Genomic DNA, 15,253 nt, shown 5'->3' with positions numbered 1-15,253 from the left:
TCATGCCGGCACTGTTGCAGGGCGCTTTCGACAGCGACCCCGGTGATGCTTTGCCCCAGCGGATCCTGCTGGTGGAAAACTCGCGCACGTTCACCAGCATGCTGCGCGAGGCGATCGAACAGCGTCTGGAGCTGCCGGTGTCGGTGGCCACCAGCCTGGCCGAGGCAGGCCGGTTGCTGGACGAGGAACAGGGCTGGTTCCTGGTCCTGACCGGCCTGGTGCTCGCCGATGGCGACCGCGACGGGGTGGTGGAATTCTTCCTGTCGCGCGGGCTGCCCACGGTGGTGGTCAGCGGGGTCTACGATGAAGACCTGCGCAAGCGTGTGCTGCAGCAGCAGATCATCGACTACGTGCTCAAGAACACTCCCGGCAGCATCGACTACCTGGTGTGGCTGGTGCAGCGGCTGGAGCGCAACCGGCGCATCGCCGCGCTGGTGGTGGACGACTCGCTCTCCGCACGGATGTACGCCGCCTCGCTGCTGCGCATGTACGGCCACGACGTGTACGAGGCCGCCGACGGTGCCGAGGGCCTGAAGGCGATCGAAGCGCACCCGGCGATCCGCCTGGCGGTGGTGGACCAGGAAATGCCGGGCATGGAAGGCGTGGAGTTCACCCGCCGCCTGCGCACGCTGCGCTCGCGCGACAAGGTCGCGGTGATCGGCATTTCCGGCAACACCGATCCGTCGCTGATTCCGCGCTTCCTCAAGAACGGCGCCAACGACTTCCTGCGCAAGCCGTTTTCGCGCGAAGAGTTCTTCTGCCGCGTCTCGCAGAACGTGGACCAGCTGGAACTGATCGGCACCCTGCAGGACCTGGCCACGCGCGATTTCCTCACCGGCCTGCCCAACCGCCGCTGCTTCCTGGAACAGAGCCAGCGCCAGCTGCCGCAGCTGCACCTGGACGGCGAACAGGTGGCGGTGGCGATGATCGACATCGACCATTTCAAGCACATCAACGACACCCACGGCCACGAAGCCGGCGACGATGCGCTGCGCGCGGTGGCCGCCGCCGTGGCCGCGCACGCGCGCGACCAGGACCTGATCGCGCGGTTCGGTGGGGAGGAGTTCTGCCTGCTGGTGCCGGGGCTGGACCAGGAGGCGGCCATGACCTACTTCGAGGGGCTGCGCCAGGCCATCGCCGCGCTGGAGGTGAACCTGGGCGAGACCACCCTGCGCATGACCGTCAGCATCGGCCTGTGCTGCCTGCGCCCGCAGCGCGACTCGCTGCATCGGCTGATTTCCGAAGCCGACCGCCAGCTCTACCTGGCCAAGGCCGGCGGTCGCAACCGGGTCAACTGCACCACGGTGGCCACCAGCACCAACGCCCGCGCGCGCGAACCCGCGTTGGCGCCTTGATCGAGATCAACGCGGCCCGGCCGCGTCGTGCCTAGAGTCGTGCCCAGTTGAAAAGCACAGGGAACGCATCATGGCACTTCTGGTCTGGCAGGACGATCTCAACATCGGGATCGAGGTCATCGACCACCAGCACATGCGCATCGTGGAGATGCTCAACCACCTGCATGTCGCGCAGAAGAGCCTGGAGCGACTGGCGGTGGCCGAGGTGATCGACGAGCTGGTGGACTACACCATGTCGCACTTCGCTTTCGAGGAGGAGCTGATGGAGGAAGCCGGCTATCCGTTCTGCGCCGCGCACAAGCGCGTGCACGAAATCTTCGGCAAGCGCGTGGCCGAGTACCGGCTGCGTTTCCAGGCCGGCGAGGACATCACCGATGAACTGCGCACGATGCTGTCGCGCTGGTTGTTCAACCACATCCGTGGCGACGACAAGGCCTATGCGCCGCAGGTCAAGCAGCACCTCAACCAGTTCGCCCGCGAGCACCAGCAGGGCAGCTGGCTGGGCCGCACGCTGAAGCGGTTCTTCCGCTGATCAGCGCCCGCGGCGGCCCATCGCCAGCAGCGCGACGATGGTGACCAGCGCGGTCAGGCAGAGGTAGTAGCCCACCGCCACCAGGCCGAAGCGTTCGGCCAGCCAGGTGGCCACGTACGGCGCGGGCGCCGCGCCGAGGATGCCGGCCAGGTTGAACGACAACGACGCCCCGGTGTAGCGCACCTGCACCGGATAGATCTCGGCCAGGAAGGTGCCGCAGGGGCCGTAGGTCAAGCCCATCAGGAACAGGCCCAGCGACAGGAAGGCGAGCACCATCCACGGGCTGCCGGCCTGGAACAGCGGCGCGAACAGCACGCCGAACGCCAGGATCAGGCCGCTGGCGACGATCATCGTGCGCCGCGTGCCCCAGCGGTCGCCGTAGCGCGCGGACAACGGGATGCCAGCGGCGAAGAACAGGATGCCGGCCATCTGCAGCAGCAGGAAATCCTCGCGCGCATAGTGCAGCACGGTCGTGCCGTAGCCGAGGGTGAACACGGTCATCAGGTAGAACAGCACGAAGGTGGCGAACGCCCCCAGTGTGCCCAGCAGCAGGGTCATCGGATGTGCGGTGATGACCGTCCACATCGGCAGGCGCACCCGTTCGTTGCGGTCCAGCGCGGCCTGGAACTGCGGCGTCTCGTGGATGTTCAGGCGCACCCACAGCCCGACCGCGACCAGCAGCGAGCTGGCCAGGAACGGTACGCGCCAGCCCCACTGCAGGAAGTCGGCATCGCTCATCGCGCGGCCGAGCAGCAGGAACACGCCGGCCGACAGCAGGAAGCCCAGCGGCGCGCCCAGCTGCGGAAACATGCCGTACCAGGCGCGTTTGCCGGGCGGCGCGTTCTCGGTGGCCAGCAGCACCGCCCCGCCCCACTCCCCGCCCAGCCCCAGGCCCTGGCCGAACCGGCACAGCGCCAGCAGCGCCGGCGCCCACAGGCCGATGCTGGCATGCGTGGGCAGCACCCCGATCAGCACCGTGGATACGCCCATCGTGAGCAGCGCAGCCACCAGCGTGGCCTTGCGGCCGATGCGGTCGCCGTAGTGGCCGAACACTGCCGAGCCAACCGGCCGCGCGATGAACGCCACCGCGAAGGTCGCCAGCGACTGCAGCAGGGCCGCACCGTCGCTGCTGTCGGGGAAGAACAGGTGCGGAAACACCAGCACCGCCGCCGTGGCGTAGATGTAGAAGTCGAAGAACTCGATGGTGGTGCCGATCAGGCTGGCCAGCAGCACACGGCGGGGCGAATTGACGGCAGGTGCGGCAGGAGTCGACATCGGGCACACGAAAAGGGGCAGCTGCCGGATTCTGCCACGCCCGTTGCCTGCGGCGGGACGATGGTTGCAGACGTGACTGTCCGCCGCCGACGCCCGCCGCGGGGGTTCACGCCCCCAGATGGATCCAGGTGGCCTTCAGCTCGGTGTACTTGTCGAAGGCATGCAGAGACTTGTCGCGACCGATGCCGGACTGTTTGTATCCGCCGAACGGCGCGGTCATGTCGCCACCATCCCACTGGTTGACCCAGACGCTGCCGGCGCGCAGGCCGCGCGCCACGCGGTGCGCACGGCCCAGGTCGCGCGTCCATACGCCTGCGGCCAGGCCATACACCGAATCGTTGGCCAGGCGCAGCGCATCGGCCTCATGGTCGAAGGGAATCACCGCGAGCACGGGACCGAAGATTTCCTCGCGGGCGATGGCGTGCTGCGGATCGACCTCGTCGAACACGGTGGGCTCGACGTAGCTGCCGCCGGCCACCACCTCCACCCGCCGGCCGCCCAGCAGCAGGCGGGCGCCCTCGGCTTCACCACGCGCCACGTGCTCGAGCACGCTGTCGGCGTGGGCGGCGTCGACCAGCGCGCCCATCGCGGCGTCCGGCTCGAACGGATGCTGCGGCTGCATGTGCCGCCCGTAGGCCAGCACCCGCGCCACGAACGCGTCCTTGATCGAACGCTGCACCAGCAGGCGCGAGCCGGCCGTGCAGACCTCGCCCTGGTTGTAGAAGATCGCGGTGGCGGCGGCCTGCGCGGCCGTGTCCAGGTCCGGTGCATCGGCAAACACCAGATTCGGGCTCTTGCCGCCGCATTCCAGCCAGGTCCGCTTGAGGTTGGACTGCCCCGCGCACTGCAGCAGCCGCCGGCCGACGGCGGTGGAACCGGTGAACGCGAGCGCGTCCACGTCCATGTGCAGCGCCAGCGGCTCACCCGTGCGCTGCCCGTGGCCCGGCAGCACGTTGAACACCCCGTCGGGCACGCCCGCTTCGGCCACCAGCGCCGCCAGCCGCAGCGCGCTCAGTGGCGAGCGCTCGGACGGTTTGAGCACCACCGAATTGCCGGCAGCCAGGGCCGGGGCGATCTTCCAGCAGGCCATCAGCAGCGGAAAGTTCCAGGGCACGATCGCCGCCACCACGCCGATCGGCTCGCGGGTGATCAGCCCCAGCGTATCCAGCGCCGTGGGCGCCACCTCGCCGTAGACCTTGTCCACCGCCTCGGCCGTCCAGCGCAGGCAGCGCAGCACCCCCGCCAGGTCGCCCTGGCGCGCGTCCCGCACCGGCTTGCCCATGTCCAGGGTCTCCAGCAGCGCCAGTTCGTCGGCATCGCGTTCGACCAGCTCGGCCAGCCGCAGCAGCACCTGTTTGCGCTGCGCCGGGGCGGCCCGCGACCAGTGGCCGGCCTCGAAGCTGCGCCGCGCGGCGGCCACGGCACGGTCCACGTCGAGGTGGTCGGCATCAACCACCTGTGCCAGCACACGGCCGTCGATCGGGCTGATGCAGGCGTAGCGTGCGCCGCTGGCGGCGTCGACGTAGCGCCCGTCGATGAACGCCTGGTCGGGGATGTGCAGGCCATCGGCCTGGCGCTGCCAGTCGGCGCGGGTGCGTGCGGCGGTCATGGAGGCTCCTCGTTCGATCGGGTGGGCTACCGGGTTTATACCCGCGGCCCTCACGGCACGTCGTGACGCGTCTGCGATAGAGTCGTGACCATCACGACCCTGCGGAGCCGCCATGCCTCGTTCCGAATCGTCACTGAGCGCGCTGTCCCGGCAGGTACCGGCCGATCTGGACGCGTACTGGATGCCGTTCACCGCCAACCGCCAGTTCAAGGCGGCGCCCCGCCTGCTGGTGCGCGCCGAGGGCATGTACTACCACGATGTCGACGACCGCCCGATCCTGGACGGCGCTGCCGGGCTGTGGTGCTGCAACGCCGGCCACGCGCGGCCGCGCATCGTGCAGGCGATCCAGCAGCAGGCCGCCACGCTGGACTTCGCGCCGCCGTTCCAGATGGGCTCGCCGCTGCCGTTCGTGCTGGCCCAGCGCCTGGCCGCCCTGGCGCCGGCGACGTTGAACCATGCGTTTTTCACCAACTCCGGCTCCGAAGCGGTCGACACCGCGATGAAGATCGCGCTGGCCTACCATCGCCTGCGCGGCGACGGGCAGCGCACCCGCTTCATCGGCCGCGAGAAGGCCTACCACGGTGTGGGATTCGGCGGCCTGTCGATCGGCGGGCTGCCCAACAACCGCAAGACCTTCGGCCCGCTGCTGGCCGGCAGCGATTTCCTGCGCCATACCCTGGACCTGGAGCGCAATGCGTTCAGTCCCGGCCTGCCCCGGCATGGCGCCGAGCTGGCCGAGGACCTGGAGCGGCTGATCGCCCTGCACGACGCCTCCACCATCGCAGCGGTATTTGTCGAACCGATTGCCGGCTCGGCCGGCGTGATCCTGCCGGCGCCGGGGTATCTGCAGCGGCTGCGCGAAATCTGCGACCAGCACGGCATCCTGCTGGTGTTCGATGAGGTCATCACCGGCTTCGGCCGGGTCGGCAACGCGTTCGCGGCGCAGCGGTTCGGGGTCACCCCGGACCTGCTGACGATGGCCAAGGGCCTGACCAACGGGGCGGTACCGATGGGCGCGGTGCTGGCCAGCGATGCGATCCACGCGGCCTTCATGCAGGGACCGCCGGCGGCCATCGAGTTCTTCCACGGCTACACCTATTCCGGCCACCCGCTGGCCTGCGCGGCGGCGCTGGCGGCGCTGGACACCTATGCCGAAGAACACCTGTTCCAGCGCGCGATCGAACTGGGCGAGTACTGGCAGACCCGCCTGCACGGGTTGCGCGGCCTGCCCCACGTGATCGACATCCGCACCTTCGGCCTGATCGGCGCGGTCGAGCTGGCGCCGCGCAAGGACGCCCCGGGCAGCCGGGGGTATGACGTGTTCGACCGCTGCTTCCGCGACGGGCAGCTGCTGGTGCGCTGCACCGGCGATGTGATCGCCCTGTCGCCACCGCTGATCATCGACAAGGCGCAGATCGACCGCATCGCGGACATCCTGGGCGAGGCGATCCGCGCCACCGGGTGATGTCAAGCCCCGCGCGGTTCATCTCGATCAGGTTGCCGGCCGGCGACCGGCACTACAATGGTCGGTCACGTTTGGCTCGCGTATCGGATTGCATGGACATTGTCGTCAAAGAAGAACTCAAGGCCTACATCGACCCGCTGACCGCGGACGAGCACGACGCACTGGAGCGCAGCATCCTGGCCGAGGGCTGCCGCGATGCGCTGGTGCTGTGGGGCGATGTGCTGGTGGACGGCCACAACCGCTACGGCATCTGCCGCAAGCACGACCTGCCGTTCCAGACCGTGCAGAACACGCGCTTCCAGTCGATGGACGATGTGCACCTGTGGATGATCGAACAGCATCTGGGCCGCCGCAGCGTCTCGGATTTCCAGCGCGGCGTGCTGGCCCTGCGCAAGCGCGACATCCTGGCCGAGCGCCACCGCCTGGAACAGGCGCAGCTGCAGAAGGAAAGCGATGGCACGGCCCCTGCCGATGAGGCGGCCGACGATGCCGACAGCCCGCCGTGGGCACCGGCACCGAAGGTCAGCCGCGCCGAGATGGCCCGCGAAGCGCGCCTGAGCAACAGCCAGGTCACGATGATCGAGCGCATCCACAAGCAGGCCGCGCCGGAACTGGTGGAAGCGGTGAAGACCGGCGTGATCTCGATCAGCGCCGCCGCCGCCGTGGCCGCGCTGCCCGAAGACGAGCAGCGCGCGGCCGCCGCCGCCGGCAAGGACGAGCTGAAGCAGGCCGCCAAGCGCGTGCGCGAGGCCAAGCGCAAGCCGCGCAAGCCGCCGCAGGAGGTGCTGCACAGCGCCGACGGCGACGCCGACGCCGACCCGAGCCGCGCAGCCGAGATCGCCGATGCGCTGACCGCGCTGGGCGAAGGCCCGGCCGAGCTGCGCCAGCGGGTGATCGCGCTGACGCTGGAGAACGACACCCTGCGCCAGCAGTTGGCCGCGCTGCGCAGGCAGCTGGCCGAGGCCTGAAGTGGTGCTGCGGTTGGGTAGACTGCGGGGATGACGCCCCTTTCGCCCCCCGACCCGCGCCGCGCCCAGTTGCGCCGCCTCAAACTGATCGCGCTGGCGATGCTGCTGGCGATGCTGGCCGGCTTCGTGCTCAGCCACTGGATGGGCGAGCGCGGGGTCTGGGCCTGGGTCGGCGCGTTCTGCGAAGCCGCCGCCGTGGGTGCGCTGGCGGACTGGTTCGCGGTGGTGGCCCTGTTCCGCCGCCCGCTGGGCCTGCCGATCCCGCATACGGCCATCATCCCGCACAGCAAGGACCGCATCGCCGACAGTCTGGCGGTGTTCGTGCGCGACCAGTTCCTGGAACCGCAGGCGCTGTTGGCGCGGCTGCAGGTGTTCGACCCGGCCAGCCGGCTCGGCAGTTGGCTGGCCGAGCCCGAACGGGCCCGGATGCTGGCCGACATGGCACGCGGCTGGGCGCTGCAGGCCCTGGATTTTCTCGACGAAGCGGCGGTCCGGCGCAGTATCCAGGCCTTCGTGATCCAGCAGCTGCGGCAATGGAACGCGGCCGCCACCGCGGGCGAACTGCTCGGCCTGCTGACCGCCGACAACCGGCACCAGCGGGTGCTGGACGAGGGCCTGACCCGGGTCGGCGACTGGCTGGGCAACGAAGCGGTCAAGCAGCGCGCGTCGGCACTGATCGTGCGCTACATCCAGCGCGAGTGGCCCAAGCTGGCCAGCACGGTCAACTGGGTCAAGCCCATCGATGAGATCGGCGACAGCCTGGCCGAACGGCTGGCGCATGCGGTGCTGGCCGAGCTGCAGCAGATCCTGGCGCAGCCGGAGCATCCGCTGCGGCGCGACTACGAAGTCTGGCTGGGCGAGTACATCCAGCGCCTGCGCACCGATCCGGCACTGGCCGCGCGGGTCGAGGACCTCAAGCAGCAGATCATCGACCACCCCGCCGTACAGGAGTACGTGCAGGGCCTGTGGGCGCGCATCCATGCCAGCCTGCGCGAGGACCTGGCCAGCGAGGACTCGGCGCTGGCCGGCCACCTGCGCCGCAGCCTGGCCGCGGTCGGGCAGTCGCTGCAGGACGACCCGGCCCTGCGCGAGGCGCTCAACCAGCACCTGATGGACGGCGCCGAACGCCTCACCAGCCGCCTGCGCGAGGGCGTCACCCAGCACATCGCGCAGACCGTGAAAGGCTGGGACGAACGCCACCTGGTGGAACAGCTGGAACTGAGCGTCGGCCGCGACCTGCAGTTCATCCGCTTCAACGGCACGTTGGTCGGCGGGTTGATCGGCCTGCTCCTGCACGCCCTGACCGTCTGGCTGCACTGGTAGCGGACGGCGCACTTGACGCTTTGACCGGGTGTTTTTGTGCCGCAGCTCACGTATTCTGCGGCGCATTCAGGGCCGGAGTGGCCTGCCTGGGGGGATCCATGCGCAACACCATCGTGCTGCTGGCGCTGTGCGCGCTGGCGGGCAACGCCGAGGCCGGGCGCATCTACAAATGCGCGGCCAACGGACAGACCATCTACCAGTCGGTGCCGTGCCCGGCCGATCAGGACACCGGCGTGACCCGGCCGATCATCAAGGACCCCAAGCTCAGCTGGGAAGAGCGCAGCCGCGCGCAGCGCGAGCTGTACGACGCGCGCCGTCGCATGCAGGCCGACGCCGGCCGCACGGCCGCGCCGATCCGCGGCACGGTGATCGATGGCGCCGCCGATCCGGAGAAATGCGAGGAGCTGCGGTTCCGCCGCGAGCTGGCCGAAACCCTCAGCGGGCAGAAGGCCCCGCAGCGCATCAACGACGCGGTACGCCAGGCCTGCGCGGCGCGCTGACCCGCCTCAGCCGGCCACCGCACGTACCGCGGCCACCAGCGCCTCGATCTGCGCCGGCGGGGTGAAGATGCCCGGGGTGGCGCGCAGGCAGGCGCCCGACGCCAGGCCCTCGCGCGGGACCACGAACACACCGTGGTCGCGCAGCATGCGCTCGGCGGTGGCGGTGTTGGCCGCCATCGTGGTTTCCCCGCGCAGGCGGAACGCGGCGATGGCGCTGGACAGGCGCGGGTCCGGCGAGGCCAGCAGTTCGATGCGGTCATCGCCACGCAGCGCATCCAGCCACTGGTTGCGCAGCCGGAGCAGCCGCGCCCGTTTGTTGGCCACGCCGATCCGCGCATGCAGGGCCAGCGCCGTGGGCAGGGCCAGGCACGCGGCGAAGTTGAGCGTGCCGGTGTGGACCCGCGCGTCGATGCGGCCGTCGTCGTGCTCGCCCAGGTACGGGGCCACGTCGGCGATGCGGTCGCGGCGGATGTACAACGCGCCCAACCCGACCGGCGCGCCGATCCACTTGTGCAGATTGATGCCCGCAAACGCCACGCCCAGCGCCGGCAGCGACGTATCGACCTGGCCGATGCCGTGCGCCGCATCCAGCACCACCTCCACCCCGGCGGCACGGGCCAGCGCGGCGATGTCCGCGACCGGCAGCAGCATGCCGTTGCGATGGTTGACGTGGGTCAACAGCAGCAGCCGCGTGCGCGGGTGCGCAGCCAGCGCCTGCCGATAGGTCTCCAGCACCGCCGCATGGGTGAACGGCTCCGGCATCGTGATCGCGACGCTGCGCACGCCGCGCCGCTCGCCCAGCCACTGCATGGCGGTGATCATGCTGTCGTAGTCGATGTCGGCATGCATCACCGTGTCGCCCGGCGCGAGCCGGCGGTACCCGGCGATCAGCACCTGCATGGCCTCGGTCGCACCGCGCGTGATCACGATTTCATCGGGGTCCACGCCGAGCATCCGCGCCACCTGTGCGCGCGCCTGCTCCAGCAGCGGCGGAAACGCGCGCCGCCCGAACCAGGCGTTGCCCGCGTTCACCCGCCCGGTCCAGGCCTGGTAGGCCTGCAGCACCGGCCGCGCCATCGCGCCCCAGTACCCGTTGTCGAGCATCACCACCGTATCGTCCAGGTCGTACAGCGCCTGCACCTGTCGCCACCAGCGGTCATCGGCAGCCAGGTCCTCGGGCGCGCGCCCGGCGGGGTCTGGCAGGTCGGCACGGTCGAGCCATTCGCAAGCATCCATCCGCACAGTATCGCAGCGTCGCCATCGAACGAATTGATAACGCTTGTCGAACGAAATGATAATGACTATCATTCACGCACTGGTTGTACGCCCAGCCCACCAGGCCAGTGCCGCGCGATTCGCACCGGCTGGCTTCGCCCCGTGTACTGCCCCACCCCCATTCGCTTCCGTCCCCGGGTGTGCCGCCAACGGCAGCGTCCCCGTGCCCGGCAGCGGCAAGACGGGCGATGCAGGCGTGCCTGCTCCATCACGTTGTCGCGTGCGTCGCGCAAGGCGTGGCCCGCAATGGATTGCCTGACACCTTTTACGCCTGGAACCGCCGCTACCATGATCGCTACGCCCGCTTCGCCGTTGCCCCGCCCGTCCCTGCTGGCCCTCGCCCTGGTCACCGCACTCGGCCTGCCCGCGCTGCAGGCCCGTGCAGAGACCGCACCGGCCGATGACGCCACCACGCTGGACGCGGTCAAGGTCACCGCCAAGGGCGACATACCGAACGCATACACGGTCAAGCAGGCGCGCACGGCGACCCGGCTGGACCTGTCGCTGCGCCACACCCCGCAGTCGGTCACCGTGGTCACCCGCCAGCGGCTGGACGACATGGGCCTGTTCGCCCTGTCCGACGTGATGGGCCAGGTGACCGGCGTGCATGTGGCGGTCACCGACAGCGAACGCATCAACTATGTGTCGCGTGGCTACAACATCAACAACTTCCAGGTCGATGGGATGCTCAACACCTTCGGTGGCTACATCAAGACCAACACCGACAGCGTGATCTACGACCGCATCGAAGTGGTGCGCGGCGCCACCGGCCTGACCACCGGCGCCGGCGACCCCTCCGGCACGATCAACATGGTGCGCAAGCGTCCGACCGATACCGTGGCGATGAGCGCCAACCTGACCCTGGGCCGCTGGGGCAACCAGCGCATGGAAGTCGACCTGGGCGGTCCGATCGCACTGGACGGCCGGGTGCGCGCCCGCGTGGTCGCGGCCAAGCAGCAGAGCGATTCCTTCCGCGACGTGTACCGGCTGGACAAGGACGTCTTCTACGCGATCGTCCAGGCCGACCTGACCGACAGCACCCTGCTGGAAGCCGGCTACGAGTACCAGTCGCCGGAAACCAAGGGCGTCACCTGGGGCGTGCTGCCGTACTGGGGCGTGGATGGCCAGCCGGCCAATCTGCCGCGCTCGACCAACCTGTCGGCGCGCTGGAGCAGCTGGCCGATCGTGGAGAAGTCCGCGTTCGCCCGTGTTGAACAGCAGCTGGGCAATGGCTGGTCGATCAAGGGCAGCTACACCCGCTCCAAGCGCGAGACCGAAGGCAACGTCTGGTACGGCGCCGCCGGCTATCCGCGCCCGGACGGCAGCGGCGTGATCGCCTACATCGGCGCCTTCGGCGAGCGCGGCGACATGCAGGTGGCCGACCTCAACGCCGGCGGCCCGTTCCAGCTGTTCGGCCGCGAGCATGAACTGGTGGTCGGTCTCGGCCAGTCGGTGCGCAAGGGCGAGGTGCCGGATTCCTCCGACATCGATTACGCCAACGGCTACGACAAGGTGCCCGACTGGCGCCACTGGACCGGCGACGTCGCCCCGCTGAATGTCACCCGCTACTCCTGGCTGCAGTCGCAGGACGAGCTGAAGCAGCGCGCGGCCTACATCGCCACCCGCCTGCAGCTGGCCGACCCGCTGATGGCCGTGCTGGGCGCGCGCTACGGCAGCTGGGAAACGCGCACCTGGACCTACGACCGCGACAGCGCCGGCACCCTCACCGGCACCCGTCGTGGCGGCTACAAGCCCGACGACTCGCTGACCCCGTACGCGGGCCTGATCTACGATTTCGGCGGCAACTTCAGCGCCTACGCCAGCTATACCGACATCTTCCAGCCGCAGAACTACCGCGACAGGAACAATGACTATCTGGAGCCGGTGGTCGGCGACATGTGGGAAGCGGGCGTCAAGGGCGAGTTCCTCGACGGCCGCCTGAACACCTCCGCCGCCGTGTTCAAGGGCCTGAAGGACAACATCGCCGAGGTGGACGATTCGGTGCCGGAAGGCTCGCTGCCCGATGGCAGCACCGCCTACCGTTCCACCGGCAAGGGCAACAAGGTCAAGGGCTGGGAACTGGAAGCACAGGGCAGCCTCACCGAGCACTGGAGCCTGTCGGCCGGGTACACCCACACCACCATCCGCAACCAGCAGGGTGTGCGCCAGAACACGAGCACCCCGGTGGACACCTTCCGGCTCAACACCAGCTGGCGCCCCGGCGGGGTCCTGAACAAGCTGTCGCTCGGTGGCGGCGTGACCTGGCAGAGCGAGATCTGGCGCATGACCAACCGCCCGGCGGCCGACTACCTCACGAGTGGCAAGACCTACAAGTCGCCGATCACCCAGGACGCGTTCGTCCTGGTCAGCGCATTCGCCGGCTACCAGTTCAACGAGAATTTCTCGGCACAGCTCAACATCAACAACCTGCTGGACAAGAAGTACTACAGCAACGTCGGGTTCTACGACGGCGTGTACTGGGGCGAACCGCGCAATGTGCGGCTGACCCTGCGCTGGAAGCTGTAACCGCTGCATTGGATGCGGACCTGCCGGCCTCATGCCGGCACGGTTCCGCCCCGGCCACGGACGGCCACCTTTTCCTGTCACCGGCTGCGGCCGGTGATGCCCGTTGTTCGACTCGCTATTGCAGGTTTCCGTGGACAGCACGCCCAACGCCAGCTGGCATACCCGCTTCACCGCCCTGTTCGCCCGCCCCTGGCTGGGCGTCCTGTCGCGCTCGCTGGCCGCCATCCTCGGTGGCTATGCACTGGCGGCAACGTGCGCGATGTTCTTCGCCGTCGCGCTGCCCATCGCACGCGGGCAGGCCGTACTGACCGGCATGCTGGTGGCCATCGCCCTGTGCGCGTGTGCGGCCCTGTGGGCATTCGCCACGCGCACCGCACTGCGCGCCTGGGTCGGCATCCTGATCCCCACCGGACTGTTCTGGCTGGGCACCGTACTGATGAGGGCGGGCGCATGAAAAACGGATTCCGCCAATCGATGGCGTGGCTGCACACCTGGACCGGCCTGCTGGTCGGGTGGCTGCTGCTGCTGATCTTCATGGCCGGCACGGCCAGCTACTACCGCGAGGAAATCAGCCGCTGGATGCGTCCGGAGCTGCCGCGCAGCACGGTGGGCGCCGATGTGGCGGCCGAACGCGCGATCGCCTTCCTGCAGCACAAGGCACCCCAGGCCGAAAGCTGGAACGTGACCCTGCCCGACCCGCGCAACCCGGCGATGCGCATGTTCTGGCGCAATCCCGAATCGATGGTCAAACCCCCGGCCGAGGGCGAAAAGCGCCGCCGTCGCGGTGGCGGCCGCTTCGGCGATGCCACGGTGGACCCCAGCAGCGGCCAGGAAGTGGCCGCGCGCGAGACCCGCGGCGGCGACTTCTTCTACCGCCTGCACTTCGACCTGCACTACATCCCGGTGCTGTGGGCGCGCTACCTCGTGGGCTTCTGCGCGATGTTCATGCTGGTGGCCATCATCACCGGGGTGATCACCCACAAGAAGATCTTCAAGGACTTCTTCACCTTCCGGAAGGACAAGGGCCTGCGTTCGTGGCTGGACTTCCACAACGTCAGCGCGGTGATGGCCCTGCCCTACCACGCGATGATCACCTACACCGGCATCGTGACACTGATGTTCATGTACCTGCCGTGGGGGGTGAACGTGGCCTACCCCAAGGATGAGGACGCGTTCTTCAGCGAGGCGTTCGCGCGCCTGGCCGACATCGATACGCCGTCCGAGGGGCGTGCGGTGGCACTGCCGATCCAGCAGCTGCTGGACAGCGCGCGCGCCGAATGGAAGGGCGCGGACGTGGGCGGCTTCACCCTGTACCACCCGGGCGCGGCCAATGCGGTGATCGACATCCAGCAGCGCGACGGCAAGCGCCTCTCGGTGGATACGCCGTCGCTGCGCTACAACGCAGTAACCGGCGCGCTGATCGAGGCCAGCCCGGCCTCCGGGGGCGCCACCCAGACCCGCGGCGTGATGTACGGCCTGCACCTGGCGCGCTTCGCCGACTGGGGCCTGCGTGCACTGTTCTTCCTGTCCGGGCTGGTCGGCTGCCTGATGGTCGCCAGCGGCGTGGTGCTGTGGGCGGTCAAGGAGCGGCCCAAGCATGCCAAGTCGGGCAAGATCGGCTTCGGCCTGCGCCTGGTGGATGCACTCAACATCGGCGCGGTGGCCGGCCTGCCGATCGCCTTCGCCGCGTACTTCTGGGGCAACCGGCTGCTGCCGGTGCAGATGGCCGAGCGGTCGACCGCCGAAGCCGACGTGTTCTTCTACGCGTGGGGCGCCGCCCTGCTGGCCGCGTTCCTCTGGCCCAAGCGGATGATGTGGGCGTGGCAGCTGTACCTGGGCGCGGCGATGTTCGCGCTGATCCCGGTGGTGAACGCATTGACCACCCACGCGCACCTGGGCGTGACCCTGCGCAGCGGCGACTGGGTGCTGGCCGGGTTCGACCTCACCATGATCGCCTTCGGCGCGATGCTCGCGTACTGCGGCCTGCGCATGCAGCGCTGGCAGCCGGCCCTGAGCGCGGCCGAGAAGAAGCGCCGCCAGCAGGCCGCCGCCGCCGCGGAGGCCACGGCATGATGCTGCTGGCCATTACCCTGTGTTTCTCGGGCTTCACCGCCCTGTCGCTGGCGATGGACAAGCACCAGCTGGACCTGCATGGCAAGGCGCAGGCCACACCGGCACGGATGCGCCTGTGGCGCTGGGTCGGTTGGACGCTGGTGACGGTGGCGTTCGCCCTGTGCGTGGCCGATCACGGCTGGGCCCTGGGCCCGGTGCTGTGGCTGGGTGCGCTCACCGTCGGCGGTCTGCTGATCGCCTTTGGCCTGTACCCGTTCCGCCCGCGGTGGATCGTGCCCCTGGCGTGGGCACTGCCGGTGATCGGTGCGGTGGTGGCGCTGTTCTGAGCCCTGCTGCCCGCCGCGGCGGGCGG

General features: G+C 69.3%; 13 protein-coding genes. 10 read left to right on the top strand and 3 right to left on the bottom strand.

Annotated elements, in window-relative coordinates; genetic code table 11:
* Nucleotides 1-2: 2 nt before the first annotated feature.
* Together ACO6VK_RS14700 and ACO6VK_RS14695 are read left to right on the top strand one after the other, a co-directional pair.
* Nucleotides 3-1,355, top strand: a complete 1,353-nt coding sequence (locus tag ACO6VK_RS14700; RefSeq protein WP_422508354.1) for a GGDEF domain-containing response regulator — start codon at nucleotides 3-5, stop codon at nucleotides 1,353-1,355.
* 70 nt (nucleotides 1,356-1,425) lie between these two features.
* Nucleotides 1,426-1,887, top strand: a complete 462-nt coding sequence (locus tag ACO6VK_RS14695) for a bacteriohemerythrin (RefSeq protein WP_411850508.1) — start codon at nucleotides 1,426-1,428, stop codon at nucleotides 1,885-1,887.
* Here the strand turns inward: ACO6VK_RS14695 and ACO6VK_RS14690 are convergent, their stop codons facing one another.
* Both ACO6VK_RS14690 and ACO6VK_RS14685 read right to left on the bottom strand, forming a co-directional pair.
* On the bottom strand, nucleotides 1,888-3,162 hold the full coding sequence (locus ACO6VK_RS14690) for an MFS transporter (RefSeq protein ID WP_422508351.1): 1,275 nt from the start codon (nucleotides 3,160-3,162) through the stop codon (nucleotides 1,888-1,890).
* A gap of 106 nt (nucleotides 3,163-3,268) precedes the next feature.
* Nucleotides 3,269-4,771 carry an aldehyde dehydrogenase gene (locus tag ACO6VK_RS14685; RefSeq protein ID WP_422508349.1) on the bottom strand — a complete coding sequence of 501 codons (1,503 nt, stop codon included), beginning with the start codon at nucleotides 4,769-4,771 and terminating at the stop codon, nucleotides 3,269-3,271.
* Nucleotides 4,772-4,883: 112 nt separating this feature from the next.
* Between ACO6VK_RS14685 and ACO6VK_RS14680 the strand changes: the two genes are divergently transcribed.
* From ACO6VK_RS14680 to ACO6VK_RS14665, 4 genes are all read left to right on the top strand, one after another.
* The gene (locus ACO6VK_RS14680) at nucleotides 4,884-6,236 is read left to right on the top strand and encodes an aspartate aminotransferase family protein (RefSeq protein WP_422508347.1); all 1,353 of its coding nucleotides are present in this window, start codon (nucleotides 4,884-4,886) and stop codon (nucleotides 6,234-6,236) included.
* Between the two features lie 92 nt (nucleotides 6,237-6,328).
* Nucleotides 6,329-7,204 carry a plasmid replication/partition related protein gene (locus tag ACO6VK_RS14675; RefSeq protein WP_422508345.1) on the top strand — a complete coding sequence of 292 codons (876 nt, stop codon included), beginning with the start codon at nucleotides 6,329-6,331 and terminating at the stop codon, nucleotides 7,202-7,204.
* 30 nt (nucleotides 7,205-7,234) lie between these two features.
* Nucleotides 7,235-8,527 (top strand): DUF445 domain-containing protein, encoded by a 1,293-nt coding sequence (locus ACO6VK_RS14670; RefSeq protein ID WP_422508343.1) that lies wholly within the window; start codon nucleotides 7,235-7,237, stop codon nucleotides 8,525-8,527.
* Nucleotides 8,528-8,625: 98 nt separating this feature from the next.
* Nucleotides 8,626-9,027, top strand: coding sequence for a DUF4124 domain-containing protein (locus ACO6VK_RS14665; RefSeq protein WP_411850502.1), 402 nt, complete (start codon nucleotides 8,626-8,628; stop codon nucleotides 9,025-9,027).
* Between the two features lie 6 nt (nucleotides 9,028-9,033).
* Here the strand turns inward: ACO6VK_RS14665 and ACO6VK_RS14660 are convergent, their stop codons facing one another.
* Complete coding sequence (locus tag ACO6VK_RS14660) at nucleotides 9,034-10,263, bottom strand: aminotransferase class V-fold PLP-dependent enzyme (RefSeq protein WP_422508341.1); 1,230 nt, start codon at nucleotides 10,261-10,263, stop codon at nucleotides 9,034-9,036.
* 327 nt (nucleotides 10,264-10,590) lie between these two features.
* On the opposite strand from ACO6VK_RS14660, the gene ACO6VK_RS14655 reads away from it, so the two are divergent.
* The 4 genes from ACO6VK_RS14655 to ACO6VK_RS14640 all read left to right on the top strand — a co-directional run bounded on the left by ACO6VK_RS14655 (nucleotide 10,591) and on the right by ACO6VK_RS14640 (nucleotide 15,227).
* Nucleotides 10,591-12,828 carry a TonB-dependent siderophore receptor gene (locus tag ACO6VK_RS14655; protein WP_422508339.1) on the top strand — a complete coding sequence of 746 codons (2,238 nt, stop codon included), beginning with the start codon at nucleotides 10,591-10,593 and terminating at the stop codon, nucleotides 12,826-12,828.
* A 130-nt stretch (nucleotides 12,829-12,958) separates the two neighbouring features.
* Nucleotides 12,959-13,282 (top strand): DUF3649 domain-containing protein, encoded by a 324-nt coding sequence (locus ACO6VK_RS14650; protein ID WP_422508337.1) that lies wholly within the window; start codon nucleotides 12,959-12,961, stop codon nucleotides 13,280-13,282.
* Nucleotides 13,279-14,901, top strand: coding sequence for a PepSY-associated TM helix domain-containing protein (locus ACO6VK_RS14645; protein ID WP_422508335.1), 1,623 nt, complete (start codon nucleotides 13,279-13,281; stop codon nucleotides 14,899-14,901). Before ACO6VK_RS14650 ends, ACO6VK_RS14645 begins: the two co-directional genes overlap by 4 nt.
* Nucleotides 14,898-15,227, top strand: a complete 330-nt coding sequence (locus tag ACO6VK_RS14640; protein WP_422508333.1) for a DUF3325 domain-containing protein — start codon at nucleotides 14,898-14,900, stop codon at nucleotides 15,225-15,227. Before ACO6VK_RS14645 ends, ACO6VK_RS14640 begins: the two co-directional genes overlap by 4 nt.
* The last annotated feature ends 26 nt before the right edge of the window (nucleotides 15,228-15,253 follow it).

The sequence above is a fragment of the Stenotrophomonas sp. GZD-301 genome (assembly GCF_049310345.1).
Lineage (GTDB): Bacteria > Pseudomonadota > Gammaproteobacteria > Xanthomonadales > Xanthomonadaceae > Stenotrophomonas.
The sequence above is the reverse complement of the archived record's forward strand: the minus strand, read 5'-3'. Positions and strand labels throughout refer to the sequence as shown.